Source organism: Ruegeria sp. CE9 (assembly GCF_056537425.1).
Genome location: NZ_JBQFRO010000011.1, coordinates 42647 through 62924, shown reverse-complemented (window position 1 = coordinate 62924; position 20278 = coordinate 42647). Strand labels below are relative to the sequence as shown.

At 58.5% G+C, this 20278-nt stretch carries 4 protein-coding genes; 3 read left to right on the top strand and 1 reads right to left on the bottom strand.

What is annotated here, in order from left to right; all coding sequences use genetic code 11:
• The first annotated feature begins 119 nt into the window (after positions 1-119).
• From ACR0B3_RS18440 to ACR0B3_RS18430, 3 genes are read left to right on the top strand one after another with little or no spacing between them, the layout of a single operon-like run.
• On the top strand, positions 120-8087 hold the full coding sequence (locus tag ACR0B3_RS18440; protein WP_480810329.1) for a SpvB/TcaC N-terminal domain-containing protein: 7968 nt from the start codon (positions 120-122) through the stop codon (positions 8085-8087).
• Positions 8088-8115: 28 nt separating this feature from the next.
• Positions 8116-15063, top strand: a complete 6948-nt coding sequence (locus ACR0B3_RS18435) for a neuraminidase-like domain-containing protein (RefSeq protein WP_480810328.1) — start codon at positions 8116-8118, stop codon at positions 15061-15063.
• 19 nt (positions 15064-15082) lie between these two features.
• Positions 15083-18442, top strand: coding sequence for a Tc toxin subunit A-related protein (locus ACR0B3_RS18430; protein ID WP_480810327.1), 3360 nt, complete (start codon positions 15083-15085; stop codon positions 18440-18442).
• 23 nt (positions 18443-18465) lie between these two features.
• Here ACR0B3_RS18430 and ACR0B3_RS18425 read toward each other — a convergent pair whose 3' ends face one another.
• Positions 18466-19995 (bottom strand): sulfatase-like hydrolase/transferase, encoded by a 1530-nt coding sequence (locus tag ACR0B3_RS18425; RefSeq protein ID WP_480810326.1) that lies wholly within the window; start codon positions 19993-19995, stop codon positions 18466-18468.
• Positions 19996-20278: the final 283 nt, after the last annotated feature.

The following is a 20278-nucleotide window of genomic DNA, read 5'->3' as shown; positions in this document are numbered from 1 at the left end:
ATATGGCAGACTATCGCCCATTCCGTTTGATTGCATTGACCGGACGGATTTCGATTGCTTACCCTAGGTAAAGCGTTGTTTCAGCGCTGATATTTTTATGACGAAATTATGGTGGCCGAATGTTAGGCTCCGCTTCTATTTCCCGACCGCAAAGGTCGGACGCATCCGCCATTTCCAGCGATAATGGCGCGGGCAAAGATGCGCTGTCTCTAACGCTCCCCAAGGGTGGCGGCGCGATTTCTGGCATCGGTGAAAAGATCACCTCGAATCCGGTCAACGGGTCGGCTTCCTTGTCGATCCCGATCCCGATCAGCCCAGGGCGCGGAGGCTTTACGCCAGAACTGCAACTGACTTATGAGGCTGGAACCAGCAGCGGCATCTTTGGCTTTGGCTGGACTTTGTCGCTGCCGGAGATTTCGCGCAAAACCGAAAAAGGCCTGCCCCAATACGACGATGCCGCAGGATCGGATGTCTTTCTGTTATCGGGGTCCGAAGATCTGGTGCCCTTGCTCGATCCTCAGGGTGCAAGATGGGAAGACCGCGCGCGCGTTCCGGGAATGACCATCCACAGGTTCCGCCCGCGGATCGAAAGCACCTTTGCCCGCATTGAACGCTGGACGGACGAGGCGACCGGCATCGCACATTGGCGTGTTACGTCACGTGAAAACGTCACGTCGATCTATGGCGCGTCAGACCTGTCAAGGGTTGCTGACCCGGATGATCCCGCACGGGTGTTTCGCTGGCTGTTGTACGAGACCTTCGACGACAAGGGCAACGCCATCCGCTATGAGCATGTGGCCGAAGACGCGGTTGGCGTCGATCAGGCGCAGGCGCACGAAGCCAACCGGGTTCGCACTGCCGAGCGGTATCTGAAGCGCATCCGCTATGGCAATCGGATCTCTCGACTGATCGATCCAGATGTGATTGCGGGCGGGTGGTTGTTCACGGTCGTGTTTGACTATGACGAAGATCATCTGTTGCCAATCGCACCCGATCCCAACGTGGCGGCAGATGCACAGCATGACCTCGTTCAGGCCTCCGCTGACCCGGGCCAAGGCTGGCAGGTGCGACCCGATCCCACATCCAGTTACCGCGCGGGATTTGAGATCCGGCGCTATCGCCGCTGCCATCGCGTTCTGACCTTTCACGAAATCCCTGACTTGCCGACGGGCGAACCTGGCTATCGCGGCCTCGTCAAGGCGACCGAGTTTTCTTATGGCGATTTTAGCCCTCCGGGTGCTAACACGGATGCCGAGCGCGAGCATCCCGGCAGCACGCGCTATGGTTCATTCCTTATGGGGGTTGCGCAGTCGGGCTTTGCGCCCGAGGCCTCTATCGCGCCGCGCGATGTGAATGGTGCCACATTTCATGCCTATAGGCGTCAGGCGATCCCGCCGGTCGAGTTCACTTATAGCCGGGCTGAAATAAACGAGATTTTGCACAGCCTTGACCGGGATCAGACCGAAGGCGCTCCGGCCGGGCTGACCAATCCGGCAAATTGGGTTGATTTGGACGGTGACGGCGTTGGCGGGATTCTGAATTCGACCCCAGGTGCCTGGCATTTCGCGCGCAACCTCGGGCCGATGAATGGCACGGCGCAGTTCGCGGCGCCTGCACAGGTTGCCGAAAGACCCGCGTTCGCGGAAGCAGGTCAATGGATGGACCTTGCCGGGGATGGTCGCCCTGATCTGGTGGTGATGGACCGTGCCACTCCGGGATTTCACGAGCGCGACGCGCAATCCGGCTGGTCTGGCTTTCGCGCGTTTGAGCATTGGCCACATGTGGATGCGTCGGATGACAGCATGAAGCTGGTGGACCTTACCGGCGATGGCCTTGCCGATATTCTTCTGACCGAAGACGCCGCTTTTGTTTGGCACGCTTCCGAAGGAGAGGCCGGGTTCAGCCCCGCGCGCAGGCAGGCGCAGCCTTGGGAAGACAATGACGGACCCCGACTTGTGTTTTCCGATCCGGAGACCGCAATTTTCCTGGCCGATATGTCTGGCGACGGTTTGTCGGACCTGGTGCGCATCCGCTGTGGCGAGGTCGTCTATTGGCCCAATTGCGGTTTCGGGCGTTTCGGTGCCAAGGTGACGATGGACGACGCGCCACAGTTCGACCGCCCCGAGATGTTTGACCGCAGCCGCCTACGCCTGACGGATATCGATGGCTCGGGTACTACGGATATCGTCTATCTGGGTGCGGAAGGTGTCGATCTATTTTTCAACATGTCGGGCAACCGACTGGCCCCGCGTCGGCGCCTAAGGAATGTGCCACCGATCGAAACAGAAACGTCGGTTGATCTGATTGATCTTTTTGGAACGGGTACGGCCTGTCTTGTCTGGTCCTCGGCCCTGTCCCGCGATGCAGGGCAACCGCTGCGATATGTCGATCTGATGGGCGGACAAAAGCCGCACCTCATGACCCGATATGTCAACAATTTCGGAGGCGAAACCGAACTGCGCTATACCTCGTCTTCGCGGTTTTATCTGCAAGACCTTTACGAGGGGCGCCCTTGGGCCACGCGCCTGCCGTTCCCGGTGCAGGTGGTTGATCGCATCGTCACACATGATCGCGTGGCGCAAACCCGGTTCGTATCCCGCTTTGCCTTTCACCATGGCCACTTCGACGGAGTCGAGCGCGAGTTTCGCGGTTTTGGCATGGTCGAACAATGGGATACCGAGGAATTCGCAGCGTTGTCTGCAAACGAGCTCGAACCTTTGGCCGCCAACGAAGACCCAGCCTCACATGTGCCGCCTGTGCTGACCAGAACATGGTTTCATACTGGCGTCTATCTTGACCATGGCAGCCTGCCCGACGTTTTGGCCGGGCTGGTTGATGGGCAGGATCGAGGAGAATACTGGCGCGCACCCGCATGGCGCGATGATGATGTCGAAGCGCGACGGCGGCTCTTGCCCGATACAGTGTTACCGCCTGGACTGACCACAGAAGAAACACGCGAAGCGGCCCGTGCGTTGCGTGGCACTGTGCTGAGACGCGAAATCTACGCGCTGGATGGAGTGACCGAGCCTGACTATCCCAATGGGCACCCCTTTCAGGTGGTCGAGCAATCGCAGACCGTGCGCTTGCTTCAGTCCCGTGGCCTCAACCGCCATGCCGTGTTTCAGACTCATGCAAGGGAAAGCCTGACTGCGCATCACGAGCGGAGTCCCGACGATCCGCGCATTCAGCATCAGCTCATACTAGAGGTTGACCCATTTGGCACCGAACTGCGTCGCGTCGATGTCATGTATGGTCGCCAAATACCTGATCCCGCGCTGATGCCTGAAGATCAGGCGCGGCAGGCGCAGTTACATGCAGTGCTGCATACGCGGCGCGTCACGGACTTGATCGCGACTGATCAAACCTATCGCGCTCCGGTGTCATGCGAAGAACAAAGCTTTGAACTGACCGGACTGAGCCCCGCACCGGGTGCGCGTCTGTCATTTGACGAGATCGAGAGAGAAGCCAGCGCAGCGACTGACCTTGCCTATGAGGCGACGCCAACCCCGGGTCAGGTGCAGCGTCGCCTGATCGAACATCGTCGACAGTATTTCCGGGATGATATGCTGACCGGGCCACTGCCGCTGGGCCAGATGGGCAGTTTGGGTCTTCTTCATCAAAGCTTCCAATTGGCCTTCACCCCGGGCCTTGTCACACAGGTTTATGGGGGGCGTGTTGGTGCGGCCGAGATGGCGCAGGCGGGATATACCGAGGTTGACGGTGATGGCCAGTGGTGGCGTCCATCGGACCGTCAGCTTTTGTCGCCCTCAAGCTCAGACACCCCCGCGCAAGAGCTGGCTTTTGCGCGTCAGCACTTCTTTCGACCACACCGCCTGCGGGACCCATTCCATCGGCCTGCGACACCAACCGAAACAACGGCCCGATACGACGCGTACGATCTGCTGATCGAGGAGACGCAGGATGCCTTGGGCAATCGCATATCGGCTGGCCTGCGCTCGGCTGGTCCCGATGGTCCGATCACTGAACGGCGGCAGGATTATCGCGTTTTGCAAGCCTCAGTTCTGACGGATGAGAACGGCAATCGCGGCGAGGTCGCTTTTGACGCCTATGGGCGGGTGACTGGCATAGCCCGAATGGGCAAAGTTGATGGGTCTGACGAAGGCGACAGGCTGGATGGCTTTGATCCGATGCTGGTGCCCGCGATCCGCGCCCAAGTGTTGGCCGACCCGCGTGGACCTGCGGCTTTGGAAGCCCTTGGGCGTGCCACGATGCGCTATGTCTATGATCCTTGGACCTATCATCGCACGCGCGAAAATCCTGCCCCTTCTCCGGTCGTCGGCCTTTTCTTGCAGCGCGAGGTTCACGACAGAGATCTTGCACCGGGTCAAACCACTCCGTTTCTGGCCGAGTTAACCTATTCAGACGGGATGGGTCAGGAAATTCAACGCAAGATTCAGGCCGAGGACGGCCCAGTCCCGACGCGCGATGGATCGGGGAACATCGTGCTGGGCCCTGATGGTCGACCGGTCATGTCGGCGGCAGCGTCGCCGCGCTGGGTCGGCACAGGCTGGCAGGTGCGCAACAACAAAGGCAGTCTTGTTCGGCAGTTCGAGCCTTTCTTCACCGATCGCCCAAACTATGAATCCGACATTCGTATCGGGGTCAGCCCGATTTTCTTCTATGACGCTTTGGGGCGCGAGATCGGGATTCTAAACCCCGATCATACCTGGAGCAAACACCGGTTTTCCGTTTGGGAACAAACGACGTGGGATCCGGGTGATACAGTTCTAATTTCTGACCCCGCCGAAGACCTTGATCTGGGCGATCACTTCAGCCGACTACCTCAAGCAGATTATTTGCCAACCTGGCACGCACTGCGTTCTGATCCGGCGCAGGCCCAGGCTCTGGCGGCCCGTTTTCCCGATGCCGAAGACCGACAGCGCGCCGCTGAGGCTGCATCAAAATCGGCGCTCTATGATGACACGCCGATGCGGGCGGTGGCGGACACGCGCGGTGCGCTCATCGCGCGCATAACTTTAAACCGCACGCTCTACAGCAACGCGGCCCCGGGTACATTGCCGACCGAGACGTTCCACCGCGTAGAGACCGAGGTCGATATCGAAGGAAACACGCGCCGCACCTGGGATGAACTTGGGCGCGAAGTTCAGCACACGGCCTACGACATGCTCGGCACAGCCGTCCGAACCGAAAGCATGGAGGGTGGAACCCGTTGGCGATTGACGGATGTGAGCAGCGAAACCGCGTTTACGTGGGACGCGCGTGACCACCGATTGCGCAATGAATTCGATGTGCTGCGCCGATCCATTGCCACGCATTTAAGCACCGATGGTGGCGCGGAGCTGCGGATTGACGAAACGATCTATGGGGAAACGCTGCCGACACCTGAAGCATTAAACAGACGCAATCGTATTGCGATTAGCCGCGACCAATCCGGTACGATGGAAGTACTGGCCTATGATTTCAAAGGCAACGCAATTCGCAGTCAACGTCAACTGGCGCAAGAGTTTCGCGCTACGATCGACTGGGCAACGCCCGTGGCAACAGAGCCCGAAACATTCGCCGGGCACACACGGTTTGATGCACTGGATCGACCAATCCAGGTGGTGCCAATGCAACCGCAAGGGCCAGGCGCGCGTATCCAGGTTTTGCAATACGGCTATAACCCATCTTCGCGGCTTGATCGCATCGATACCTGGCACGCGCAACCGGTTGCGCCTGATAGATTGTTAGACCCCGCAACAGCGGATCGTGCTTTGGTCACGGGCATCAACTATAACCCGTGGGGAGATCGCGAACGCATCACCTATGGCAACAATGTCGAATCCGAGATTCTGCGCGATCCGCTGACCCGCCTGACTGAACGCATCGTCACCCGGCGCGATGTGGCAGGGTTCCCCTCGGACTGTCCGAACCCACCGGATGCAGGCTGGCCCGGATGCCATCTGCAGGCTCAGCATATGGTCTATGATGTATCCGGTCACGTGACCCACATTCGTGACAGTGCGCAACAGCAGATCTTTTTCCGCAATCGCCGTGTCGATGCCTCGAACGACTACATCTTTGACGCCCTTCATCGATTGATCGAGGCGACTGGCCGCGAACATCTGGGTCAGCTGGGCGGCGTGCCCGGGACCCACAGCTATAACGATGCCGCCCGAACCCGGTTGCCACATCGAAATGACGGCCTCGCCTTGGGCCGGTATCTTGAGCGTTTCCGCTATGACGATGCCGGTAATTTGACTGAAATGCGCCACCGGGGCTCTGATCCCGTGGCGCCCGGTTGGACGCGGATTTACACTTACGGCGAGGACAGCGACTTGTCTGCGGGGGTCACTTCGAACCGGCTGACTCAGACGACGGTCGGGGCGGTGGATGAGATCATCAGCATGGCCGGAGATGGCTATGACGCAATGGGTAACATGCTGCGCCTTTCCCATATTGATCAGATTGAATGGGACCATGACAACCAGCTGCGCATGTGCCGCCGTCAGGCAATTGGGCCCGATGATCCTGATGGTCTGGCGCACCAGGGGGACCGCACGTTCTTTGTTTATGCCTCTGACGGCACGCGCATTCGCAAAGTGACCGAAACCGCCGCAGGGGCAATCCGGCGCGAGACGATCTCACTGGGCGGGTTCGACATTGTCCGCGAAACGGGCGCAAACCCGCGTATGCGTGAGACCCTGCATGTGGGTGACGAAGCTGGTCGTATTGCGCTGGTCGAGACGACGATCGCCGGTGGTGCGGTCAGCCGCGTCATCCGGTTCCAGCACAGCAACCATGTGGGCAGCGTAGGGATCGAACTGGATCAGAACGGCGAAGTTTTGTCTTACGAGGAATACAGTCCCTTCGGCAGTACCACCTACCAAGGCGTTTCCGATGCGGGTCTTGGGCCGAAGCGATTTCGATATACCGCGATGGAGCGGGATGCGGAAACCGGCCTTACCCACCACGGTGCCCGCTATGCGGCCCCTTGGCTTGGCCGATGGATCAGTGCCGATCCCATTGGCATTGAAGGTGGACTGAACCTCTATGCCTATGCTTACAACAACCCAGTTACGCTCAACGATCCCGAGGGTACGGCACCACCCACTGTTCCTGCCGGAGGACTTGAAGTCGCGTCATTGCAGAAGGGTCTTGAGACGCTTGATGAGCTGGCAACGCATGTCAGAAACACCGAGGGCAGCGTACAGGAATTTGCGCTGATCAAGGAAAACAACACCTACAAGATTCTGAAGGGGACGGCTGCCAGGCCTGAGGTCTCAATCCCCAAAGGCACGACGGCCATCGCGCACACACATCCTCCCGGCGCTATGGTTTCCTTTGCAGACGTCAACACCACCCATGCACAGGGCGTTAAGGTGGCCGGGGTACGGTCTCACCTGGTGGCGCATGGTAACGGCGGTTGGACGCTGATTGAGATCCCCAAAAAGGGGAACGGTATGCTCACCTCATTCAATACCAATACTGGTATGATCGACGGCACCGTACAGGTCTATCGCCCAGGTGCTGCGCCGAAGGGCGCGATGTTGGTTCACGACCTCGAAACGATGCGCAACGTGAACAAGCCGGGCAAGATTACCTCGATCTCGAAACTGGCCAAGGCCCTGAAAGGCAGCAAAGCTGTGTCGCAGACCTTGTCCGGGGGCCGCGCCATCTTGGGGGTCTTGGGCCGTGGTGTCATGGTTATCGGAATGCTCGCCAGCGGCATTCAGGTTGGCACAGGGATCACGCAAATCGCCGAGGGCGAGACCGGTGTAGGCACTGCGAATGTGGTCGAGGGTACAGCCTCGGGCTCGCTCAACGTGGTCTCAGTGTCGGGCAAGCTGGTCGCTGGTGGCGGTGCTGGTTCGCTCTTTGCTGCTGGGCTCGCCGCGTTTGGCTCAATTGCCTTGGCTGGATCCGAAGCCCGCTCGGCCATCAAAGGCGAAAAGACCGCCGCGCGCGAAGCAGCCGATTTTTGGGTGGACCAGATCGATGCGGGCAATCGCCAGGGCGGCGTTGGCGGCTTTTTCCGCAGGTCGGCCGGCTATGTCGGCCTCGGTGCTTCGGGCACGATGTCGATCCTGCAGGGTCAAGGTATCAAAGGCTATTTGAAATGGTGAACGCAGTTGTCAGAAAGGGTATCTCCTCATGACCAAAGTTACGCATCCGCTTAAGCCCAGAATGCGCCGTGCTACGGTGGGCGATCTGCAATCCGCTTTGCTGGCACTGCTGCGCGAGAGCCTTTTACTGCCCAATGACGCCAGCACGCGTCGCGCGTTGATCGACAGCGTATCGCGCGAAAGAGATGGCCGCACAGCGATCTATGGCAAAGGCACCACCGAGGCGGTCCGCCTCGTTCAAAAAGAGGCCGATCTGCCCCCGATCGGAAGTGTCGACAAAAGAACTGCGGCTGTGATCAACGATCTGGTTGCCCGTCTGGATACACCGACGGATTTTGGCACCTATCGCGTCAGTGGCAGCGTGATAAGTGCGCAAAGTGCGGCAGTTGATGGCCTTGCCGTTGTTGTTGTCGACAAAGGTGTCGGTGGGGACGTTGAGCTGGGTAAGACGATAACAGGTAAGCGCGGCGCGTTCGAGATTGTGTTCTCGGGCGACCAGATCGCAAAGCGCGACAAGGATGCCCCCGATCTGCAGGTGCAGGTTCGCTTGGATAGCGACGTGGTTGCCACGTCCGAGGTCGCCTATGACGCCGGACCGGATACTGAGTTGTCCGTAGTTCTGCCTGCGGAAACTGCCGCGAAGCTGTCGTCTGAACACGCCACGCTGACCAAGGCCATCTCAGGCCAGTTCAACGGCACGCTGTCGAAGCTTGAAGAAAGTGATACCCGGCAGGACATCACCTATCTTGCCAACAAGACGGGTTGGGATGCGCGTGCCGTGGCGCTTGCGTCTTTATCACAGCAATTGTCGGACAAGACTGCTGGCCAGCGGGGTCAGCGCATCGACTCTGGTCTGTTCTATGCGCTGTTACGGGCAGGTGTTCCCGCTGATGACACAGCGATATTCCGAACACCTCCGGCCAAAGTGGCACAAATCTGGAAATCCGCACTGGATGAGGGTGTGATCGACGCCAAATTGGCGGGTCAAACAGATGCGGCGCTTGCCCGGTTTACCGAAATGTCCGCGCGCGTCCGGCTGGATACGCCACCGCCGGGCGCTTTGGCCGGAATGCAGCCCTTGCTTGCGCTGTCTTTGGCGCGGGACGATGAGCGCGAAACATTTTCCGCGCTTCATGCCGCGCATGGAGATGACCTTGATAAATTCTGGACCGAGGTTGAGGGCAAGTTGGGCCGGGACAAAGCCGCCCGGCTGCAGACCGATGGCAAGCTCGCCTACCTGACGCTCAACAATCCCAAGCTGGTCGAGCGTTTGCACCGCGACACCGATGGGGATGCCGACGGTACATTGGATGGGCTGGTAAAGTCGGGCTTTCACAAAGCCGACGCCTGGGCTGCGATCATGGATGACGCTGACCCTGTACCCGAGGCGGTACAGGGCCGGGATGCAGCTGAGAGGCGCGCCAATTATGCCGAGTTCATGGCCGCTCAGGTCCGGCTGTCATTCCCAACCGCCGTTGTTGCGGAAATGGTCCGGGCGCAGGAAACACCATTGGCTGATACTGGGCTGTCGAACAACGTGCATGATTTCCTTGCGAAACATGCCGATACGTTCCAGATCGGCCAGCAGCCCATCGCGCGCTTTGTTGCGCAGAATGCGCTGGATGAACCGCCTGAGGTGGTGCGAGAAATCTCACGCATTCAGCGGGTTTATCAAATCACGCCGGACGATAGCAGCATGAACGCCATGCTGGGTGCAGGGTTGGATTCAGCCTATGCCGTCGTCGCGCTGCCACAGGATGAATTCCTGCGCGCCCATAAGGCGGTTCTGAACGAGGCCGTCGCGATGCAGATCTATCGCAAAGCAGAACAGGTCCATGGCGCGGTTCTGAATTTGGCGACCGCCTATATGACCCATCGGATGATGCCTGCCATAGGCCCCAGCGTGAATGCCGCCGAAGGGTTCCTGAATCCCTCACCGGGCGGGTCAGACAATTTTGGCGATGTGCTCGCCTACTCCACATTGGAAGAGCTTTTTGGTTCGATGGATTATTGTGGTTGCGAGCATTGCCGGTCGGTCCTCAGCCCCGCAGCCTATCTTGTGGACCTTCTGCTGTTCCTCGATCGTCCCGCAACCGAGATCCCGAATGGCTTCACCAATCCGCTCGATGTATTGCTCGATCGGCGGCCTGATATCCAACACCTGCCGCTGACTTGCGAAAACACTCTGACACCCGTTCCATACATAGATCTGGTGAATGAGGTGCTGGAGCATTTCGTTGTCAACGGTATGTCATTGGGTGGATATCAGGGTCATTCGACCGATGGTCAGACCCCACCCGAAGAACTGCTGGCCAGCCCGCAATTTGTGCGTGACGCCGCTTATGCCACGCTGGCCACTGCCCAATTCCCCGCCCCGTTGCCGTTTGACCGGTCTTTGGAGACGCTGAAGGCCCTATTCAATCGTTTTGATGCGCCGTTGCACCGGGTTATGGCTGATCTGCGTTCTTCAGACGCGCTGGACGATGCACAGTATGGTTGGCGGGATATCTGGCTGCAGCGATTGAACATCTCTCGCGGCCTCAACACTGTCCTGACCGAAAGCGTATCGGTTGCAGGCGCGGCGCGGCCCGATCTGACTGTGCGTGCGCTTTACGGGTTCGATGCGGGTGCCAGTGCCGCCGAAGTTCGCGATGGGCTGGAAAGTGTGCGCGATCTGTGTCGCCGTACCGAGATCACACCGGTTGATCTGGTGAATATCCTCAAGACCGAGTTCATAAACCCCGGTGCGGCGCTGATCTCGAAGCTTGAGCATTTGGGATTGGGTTTCGACGACATCCGCGCCTTTAGGGAAGGTGCGATCAACTCGGCCGAACTGCAAAGCCGGATGGCTGCCGGGGTCGAACCTGAACGCTTTGGCGGCGATATCGAGGCATGGCTGCTTGATGACACCACGTTTGATCGGATTATGGGGCTGATTGTGCTTACCAATCCGCAAGACCCGTCGGATATGTGTGACTTAAGCGCGCTTGAATTGCGTCATCCAGACCCCGACCCACTGTCCAACCGCCTTGACTGGAATGAGTTTATCCGGATCAACCGGTTTGTGCGCCTATGGCGTGTTCTGGGTCTTAGCATTGCCGACACGGACGCCATAATCTCGGCACTTTATCCATCGGATCAGATGCCAGATGGTGCCGATGCGCAGGTTGATCTGGGTCGCATGGATGCCGGATTTGCAGTGCTTCTTTCGCAATTGGGTATCGCAATGTCGGCCCTTGATGCATTGGAGCTAAAGCCCGAGAAAGCGTTGCGCCCGATCCTGGCCCTGTTTGGACCCATCGGCACCCACGGAACCACCGACCTGTTCCGCGAGATGTTCCAACGGCCTGCCCGTGAAAACCCCACATTTGCCGAAGATGGTTTTGGCGGCGTTCTCACCGATCCCGCTGCCCTGCTGCTGCCCGAGGCCGAAACCTTGCGCGCAGCCTTTTCGCTGACGGGGCCGGAATTCAACCGGATCGTAGCTGTTTTGGGTTTCGATGATACGACGCCCCTGACGGTTGAGACTGTCAGCGCCATCTATCGGCGCGGTTGGCTGGCGCGTGCGCTTGAGCAAAGCGTGCCCGGGTTGGAGCGTCTGCTTCAAGCCACGGGACTTGATCCTTATGGTCCGCAGGATGCCACTGGACCTGCCTTGCTGGCCGTCATTGATCTGGTGCATCGCCTGTCCGAGATTGGCTTATCGCTGGAAACTGGGCTGGCGCTGTTATTGAATCACGATCCAAGCGGCCAAACGATCCCCCCTGCGGAAAACATCACCACCCTGGCGCGTGATCTGCGTGCAGGGTTTGCTGCAATCACCAGTGATTTTGTGCTGGTGGATGACCCCGATGGTGGGATCGCCCGTTCCCACATGTCTCTGGTCTACGGGGCCGAGGCGACCGAACAGTTCTTTGGATATCTCGAGGCGACGTCCTCAACTGAAGTTGCATATGATCATTCTACGCCTGTGTTAGAGCCTGCAATTCTAGCCGAGGCGCCCGGTCAAATTGCTTATGACGATTTCCGCAAGGTTCTGACCTTCAATGGGCTGATGTCGACCACGATCAGGGATGCCCTGCAGGCTGTGGGTGGAACACCTGCTGCCTTTGGTCCCGCGATCGATGCCCTGTTCAATGCCAGCCAAGTGCAATCACAGCCGTTCTTCACCCGGTATCCCGAGCTGCTGCCGCTTCATGACGGGTACCGCAACTCGACCGCGCCAAAGGCTGAAGCCTATCGCGCCCTGCTTGAAGGCATCCTGCCACAGTTGATCTCAAGGCGTAAACGTCAGGTGGCGCTGCAGCTACTGGGAACCGCGATCGAGGTTGAGGCCGACATGGCGGCCGCCCTGTTCGAGAAGGCCGAGGTTTTGCATGCAGCAACCGATCCGGCCAATCCCGCGCTTGAGGATGCGTTGACGCTCGAATCCGGGGGCTTGAGCGCTGAAATCAGTGATGGGCCCGCCCACACTGCGCCGCCTGCGCGGGTCGAAACCTTGATAGGCGCGATTGATTTTGCGTCTGGTGGAGCGCCGCTGCCGGATAATCCAACCACACCGGGTGCCCCGATTTCGATCCGCTTGCGGGGTTATCTGGAAGCGCCTGAAAATGGGAACTTCAACATTGCCATCGAAGCCGATGCAGGCGCGACCGTAACGCTCAGCATCGCTGGTGACCCCGTTCCCTTGGCCGAGGCGGGCGGTATATGGACCAACACCAGCGCCATCGAACTGCGCGCGGGTGCTCTGGTCGAGATCGCGCTGGGCGCAGCGAATGTAACCGACCGTTTGGCATTGCGTTGGAGCGCACCGGGGCGCGGAACCGAGGTTATCGGCGCATCGCATCTTTACCCGGCTGATCCTGTTTCGCATCTGGGAGCGACCTACCTGCGCACACGCCGTATTGCACAGCTGTCCGAAACTTTGAAACTCGGCGTCGCCGAGGTCTTGCATCTGACGACACATGGCGATCTGCAAATCGCTGGTGCGGCGTGGCCCAACAGCTTGCCGGTCGTTGGTACGCCCGATGACCCGACCTCTGCCGCTTTGATCGAAGTGCTGATGGCCCACCTGCGTATGGCCCGGCTAAAGACGGCTTATGCTCCTGACAGCGCCCGGCTGATCTCAATTGCAGCGGATCCCGCAAACGCCATCGCGGATGCCGAGGCGGAACTGTTCCAGGTCACGCGCTGGAATCCCGCAGACGTTTCGGCTCTGCTGGCGCATTTCGGATTGGCCTCGGCTGACATCGGCGATCTGGCCGTCTTGGAGCGGCTTCACGATATCGCCCAGTGGCTTACGGCACTTGGGATACCGGCAACCGCGCTGATCTCTGCGGCGACACCCGCGCCGACTGGACCCGTTGTGCGGAATTTCCGTGCCGCCCTTCGCGCGCGCTACAGCCCGGATGACTGGCTGAAAATCCTGCAGCCGATCAATGACCGCCTGCGCAAACGTCAGCGGGACGCGTTGGTGGCGCATATCCTGCATGATCTACGCGGGCGTCCGGATGCAGCGCATATCAACACGCCTGAAAAGCTGTTCGAGTACTTCCTGATGGACGTGCAGATGGAACCCTGCATGCTGACCTCACGCGTCCGTCACGCCTTGTCCTCGGTCCAGATTTTTACCGAGCGCTGCCTGATGAACCTTGAACCCCGCGTGGCCGCGTCCAGCCTCAGGTCCAAGCACTGGGAGTGGATGAAGCGTTATCGCGTGTGGGAGGCGAATCGCAAAATATTCCTGTACCCCGAAAACTGGATGGAGCCGGAATTGCGTGACGACCAGTCGCCCTTCTTCCGCGAAGCGATGAGCGAATTGCTGCAGGGTGACATCACCGAAGAACGCGCAGCCACCTCGCTGATCGGGTATCTGCAGAAATTGGAAGAGGTCGCCAAGCTGGAAGTATGCGGCCTCTACCAGATCGAAGGTGACCCGGGTGCGGCGGACGATGTGCTGCACGTCATCGGACGCACCGCCGGGGCCAAGCGCAGCTATTACCACCGTACCCGCGCCTATGGGTCCTGGAGCGCGTGGGAGAAGATCCCACTGGACATCGAGGATAACCCGGTGCTGCCGCTGGTCTGGGACAATCGCCTGTTCCTGTTCTGGATCAAGATGATGCCGGAAAACACGGCGCAGGGAACACCCAACGCGGGATCAGGCCCGCTGGCCGAGGTCGAGGCATCATCGCTGATGGATGTTGATGAGCCCACCTTTGACGTCAAGGTCATGCTGAACTGGACCGAACGGGTGGATGGTGTGTGGCAACCGCCCCGCAGCTCGGACCCGGATGAGCCTTTGTTGCTGCGAGATAACGTGCCAGCCCGAGAGATGCGCACTTTCCGCAAAGGCATTCGCCTGTCGTCATTCCCATGGACCAATGGAATGCGAATTTCGATCTCGTACAAGGATTGGCTGGGCGTTTCGTTCTTCATGTATAACACGTTCAGCACACCCGATACGCGGTCGCCTAAGAAGGCACCCCATTTCATGCCGAAACGTATCACATCAACCGGATCGAACCGCCTTACCACGATCTATTCCCATGACGGGATTACGCATCGGTTGCTGTCCAACAAAGCGCCTGATCAGGCCACGCAGCCACATCATCCGACCAAAGGCGAAGCCTGGGAGCCGCCGTTCTTCTATGCTGACCCGCGGCATGTGTTCTACGTGTCCACGAAACAGAAGATCGTCGAAGTTGTAACCTGGCTTGATTTTGGCCGTGTGGCCGAGGTTGACCCAACCATCGAAAGCATGGTGCTGGCGTTTGAACCATTGGACAAACAGCCGGACCGGATCGAAACCGTGACTGCCATCCCCGGCTTTGGCAGCGCCGATCTGAGCACTCTTCGTGCATTCGTGACTGAAGATGCATTTGTGCACACGGCCTTGGGCACCGGTGGCACGGTCCGTTTTGGTGATCGTGAGATCGGCCCGATGGGCAGCACTGTCCGCATGCGTCGCACTTGAACCGGAAAGGATTTTGATCATGGATACCAGCAAGATCAGCACCTACGGCTATCATCACCTGCTTGATCAGAACATTTTCGGCCCCCAAAAGGTCAAGCTTATCAGCTATGAAAAGCACTGGGACTATACGTTCGAGAACTTCTTCCACCCCTTCGTGTCACAGTTGATAGAGCGGTTGAACACGCAAGGCGTGTCCGGGATGTTGTCCCCGGATTTCCACAAAAGCCTGCGCAAATCGTTCTTCAATTCACTCTATTCCCCGCAGGAAACCGACAAGATCGATATCCATTCGTTTCCAAAGGAAATCGACACGCGGATGGGTGGGCCTTATGCCAACTACAACTGGGAATTGATGTTCCATGTGCCGCTGACCATCGCGGTGCACCTGTCCAAGACCCAACGTTTCGCCGAAGCGCAGCGCTGGTTTCATCTGATCTTCGACCCAACCGAAAATGACCCTAATGTGCCGGTGCCCACACGGTATTGGCGTTTCCTCGCGTTCCGCGAGGGCGAAGCCCAATCCATCGATACGCTGCTGGCCCTTCTCAGCAAGCCGAACGACGAATGCACCGACGCGGAACTGGCCGAGAAAGAAGCCATCCTCAACGGCTATGAGGCGGTGCGAAACACCCCGTTTCAACCTTTTGCGGTCGCGCGGACCCGGATCATTTCGTTCATGATGCATGTGGTGATGAAGTACCTCGACAATCTGATTGCCTGGGGGGATCACCTGTTTCAGCAATTCACGCGCGAAGCGATCATGGAGGCACTGCAGATCTATGTTCTCGCCTCGAACCTGCTGGGGGACAAGCCGCAGCGCTCACCTGCAGGCGGAACAACTACGCCGCGGACCTTCGCGCAACTTCGCGCCCAGGGGCTTGACCCGATGGGCAATGCGTTGGTCGAGCTTGAAGGCGCTTTCCCTTTTAACTTCACAACGCCTACCGGCGCAGGCACCAGCGAGAGTTCCGCGCCGCTGTTTGGCATGGCCCGCACGCTGTATTTCTGCATCCCGCATAATGAAAAGCTGCTGGGCTATTGGGATACGGTTGCGGACCGATTGTTCAAAATCCGCAATTGTATGGATATCGAAGGGCAGGTCCGTCCGCTTGCCCTGTTCGACCCGCCAATCGATCCCGGAATGCTGGTCAAGGCGGCAGCGGCTGGGTTGGATATCGGCTCTGTCGTATCAGGCTTGAACCAACCGGTCAGCCCGGTTCGTTCGCGCGTGCTGATCGAGAAGGCGGCAGAACTGGCCGGTGAGGTTCGCAATATCGGATCGGCCTTGCTGACCGCCTTGGAAAAACGCGACGCCGAAGCGCTTGCCCTGTTGCGGCAAGGTCATGAAGTCAGTTTGCAGAAACTGCAGGTCGATCTGCGTTATCTGCAATGGAAAAACACCGAGGCAGCGACCCAAGCCCTGATCGGCAGTCGCGGCGCGGCCGTTGAGCGATTGAACTATTACAAGCGCTTGCTGGGTCAGGAAGCTGATCCAAATGCACCCGAGACCCTCGAGTTGACCCGCCAGACCCTAACTAAGGCAAATTTCGACGAAGCCTATGAGGCGCTAGTTGCGCAGTATGACGTACCGGTTCAGCAGTTGGAATTCTCAAACCTCGAACGTCCGGGCGATGGCGATGGTGCGCAATCGTCGGGTCAGACCGGAGGTGGTGACCTCCACCTGTCGAAGAAAGAGGATGAAGAGCTTAACGCTCTGCTGCCAATAGCCCGAGACACGACGCTGGCCAAATCGGTGTTTCACTCGATTTCCGCGACCCTAACCCCGATCCCCGATCCGAAACTGGATCTGCATTACTGGGGCCTTGGCGGAACCATCGACTTTAAGGTGGGAACTGTACTGTCCTCGGTCATGCGGATTGCAGGGGACGTGTCCGGGATGGTCGCAGACTGGAACCGTGATCAGGCCGGGATGGCTGCCCGCACAGCCGCTTATGAACGCCGCGCCGACGAATGGATTCTGCAGCACAATCTGGCGGCCCATGATGTGATGCAGATCGGGCGTCAGATCCTGACATCGCTGATCGCGGAACAGGCGCAGCATCGCGAGTATCTGAATGTGAAAAAGGCAATTCGCCTGACGGAACAGGCTCGCGATTTCCTGCAGGAGAAATACACCAACGAAGAACTCTACGGTTGGCTGCAAGGTGAGTTGTCAAAGCTGTATTACGAGTACTACCGCTTTGCATTCGATACCGCGCGGCGCGCCGAGCAAACCATGAAGGCCGAACTGATGCGGCCCGAGCTGGATCAGAAAACCTTGGTGCAGTTCAACTATTGGGATGGCGGTCGCAAAGGGCTGCTGGCAGGCGAAGCACTACTGCTGGACATCAAGCGGATGGAGCTTGCGTATCACGAGCATAATCGCAACGAATACGAGCTGACCAAACATGTCAGCCTGCTGCAAATCGATCCGTTGGCTTTGGTCAATCTACGACGAACAGGTCGGTGCACCTTCAAAATCCCGGAGGCGCAGTTCGATCTTGATGGGCCGGGGCATTACTTCCGCCGGGTCAAGAGTGTCGCGCTCAGCCTGCCTTGTGTCTCCGGTCCTTATATCGGTACCCATGCCAAGCTTGTGCATGTCAAAAGCAGCATTCGCCAAAGGCCGGATATCGGGGATGGCTATGTTCGTACCGGTCCCGAAGACGCCCGCTTTGCCGATATTCACAGCGCCGAAAGCAATGTGTTCAGCGCGGCGCAGATGGAGACCGGTCAGTTCGAGGGCATGCCGGATGATCGCTATTTGCCATTCGAAAATGTGGGCGCGGTCAGTGAATGGCGGCTGGAATTGCCGGCGGACCCAACGCAGGGTGATCCGCAGCAGTTTGACTATGATACAATCTCGGACGTGGTCCTGCACCTGCGCTACACCGCGCGCGATGGTGGCGGGCCTGTGCGGACTGCAGCCGTTGATCACCTGAAGGCAGATATCGCCGCAGATGGAACCGTCGGTAACGTGCGGTTGTTCTCGCTGCGGCACGAGTTCCCCACAGAATGGGCACGCTTCCGCCGCGAAATTCCTGCTGCGGGTGCACGCCATGAATTACGTCTGACGCTCCGACCTGAGCATTATCCCTTTTGGTCGGCTGGACGGCTCACGACGCTCAAACGGTGCGATTTGTTTGCCGAAAGCAGTTTGGATGCAGTACCGGCAACTGTCACCGTGTCCGATCGCGTCGACACCAGTGACGGGGGCGTGGTTCAAGACACGCTGACCCGCCGTCCCGAACTGGGCGATCTGGCGGTTGGTCAGCTGGCGACCGTTCCGTTGCCCGCAAGTCCGACAGGTGAGATCGTACTGTTTTTCGACACCGCAGAGTTCGAGGATATGCTGATGACTGTGACGTGGGGTGGCTGACAATCGTCAGCAGTAGTAAGGCACTATGGATGGCGCGGCCCGTCAGGTGTGATCATCCAATTCGACAAGGTCTTGTCCATGTTCCGCATTCGGTGGCGCAACATGTCACGCGTCATGCGCGCTAAAGTAGCAGCATGTTCAGAACGTTCGGCCACATTCTCCATCTCTCCTTGCCCGTTGCTGTCGAACAGCAGAGGTGGGAGGTCTGCAGCGAATTCGATCAGAGTGAACCGATCGTCGCGCAAGATGCTTAGGCAACTGTCCTCCAGTCCTGTGCCCATATCGTGTTGCCAGCGTGTCGGAGTCAGTGGATCAGCGAAGTCCAACTCCGAGAATGAATAGTGCCGCCAGTCATCCGGAGATGAAGGCTCCCTCTGAAGGAAAGGCATCAGCGAGTACCCGTTAATGGAGTCCGGTATGGCCTGACCAATCCAGTCGAGAATTGTTGGAACGATATCAATCGATTCCGTGGGTGCAGTAACTTGCTTATCACGGGCACCATCGGGCATGCGAATGATCAATGGCGTATGATAGGCTGCATCATAGACCGACATTTTGCCCCAGCTGTGTCGATCCCCCAGCATCTCGCCATGATCTGCGGTGACCACCAGCAAAGTATTGTCGTACTGCCCCGTCTCTTTCAGGAATGACACCACGCGACCGATGTTATGATCCACTTCAGTGGCCAAGCCCAGGTAGACCGCGCGCAGCGTCTGAACCACCTCGTCCGTTGGTTCAAGATCCGGGAAACCTTCGACAAATCCGGCAACCGTGCTGTTGGCGCGTGCTGGGGCGAAAAACGGATGCAGCGCCTCCTCTGCCTCGGGCGTCGGCAGGCGCGATGGCATAGGCAGCGAGGCGGGATCGTACATCCGGTTGTACGGAGCCGGGGCAACCAGCGGCGGATGCGGGCGCAAGTAAGTCAAATGCGCAAACCACCCCCGGTCAGCATCTGCATAGGCTGGCATGGTTTCCAGAAACCGGTCCGTCAGAAAAGCGGTATCGCTGTCCTCCGCCTTGTACATGGCGGGATCATTCAGCGCGGGCGCGTCGCCATCCGGGGAGACAGGTTTGAACACGTCGAAATAGGTGTCGAATTCGTACCCACGGTTTTTCAGATGAGATCGCCACGGAAAGGACATCTCCATCCGCATTTCCAGCATCTCCTGAAATCCGGCCATGTGGAATTCATACGACCTGAGCGCCGGGTCATTTGCATCGAATACGCGCGGGTCTTGCGAGGTGTCGGTGTATCCGAACAACATCGGCAGATAACCGGCCTTGCGCATCTCGCTAGCGATGGTCGGTGCGTCGTGGCGCAAGGGCGTGCCGTTTCGCACCGACCGGTGGTTCATCGCGTATTGCCCGGTCAGTAATGATGCGCGCGATGGACCGCAGGGGTTGGTCACTGAAAAATGCCGTGTGAAGGAAACACTGTCCTTCATCAACGCACGCATGTGGGGCAGGTCTACATGTTCTGCAAGGGCGCCGAACAGGCAGTCTGCCCGCATCTGGTCGGTAATGATGAACAGGACGTTGCGTTTAACGGACATATCCCGGTGCTCCTGATCGCCGAGCCGAATTTAGGGCCCAGCGCGTGTATCTCTGCAAGCGTAGGGTGTGCTCGCTTTGCCTCATGATGGCGGTTGCCGCCTTTCAAAATCCACAAAAGGACTGCCCAATCAACCAAAAACGGAACAAAAATATTGAAGAAGTTGGTTTTTGTGGATTATTGTCGATGTGTTTTGTGGAGTTTTATGACGTTGATTCCTCTGATGTGCCGCGCAAAGCAGCGTTTCAAAGTGACGATACAACTGGAAAGCCTGTGTACAACAA

Excerpts from the sequence above, each read along its gene's own strand:
- ACR0B3_RS18430 (WP_480810327.1), top strand. The coding sequence starts at position 15,083 with ATGGATACCAGCAAGATCAGCACCTACGGCTATCATCACCTGCTTGAT.
- ACR0B3_RS18435 (WP_480810328.1), top strand. The coding sequence starts at position 8,116 with ATGACCAAAGTTACGCATCCGCTTAAGCCCAGAATGCGCCGTGCTACG.
- ACR0B3_RS18425 (WP_480810326.1), bottom strand. The coding sequence starts at position 19,995 with ATGTCCGTTAAACGCAACGTCCTGTTCATCATTACCGACCAGATGCGG.
- ACR0B3_RS18440 (WP_480810329.1), top strand. The coding sequence starts at position 120 with ATGTTAGGCTCCGCTTCTATTTCCCGACCGCAAAGGTCGGACGCATCC.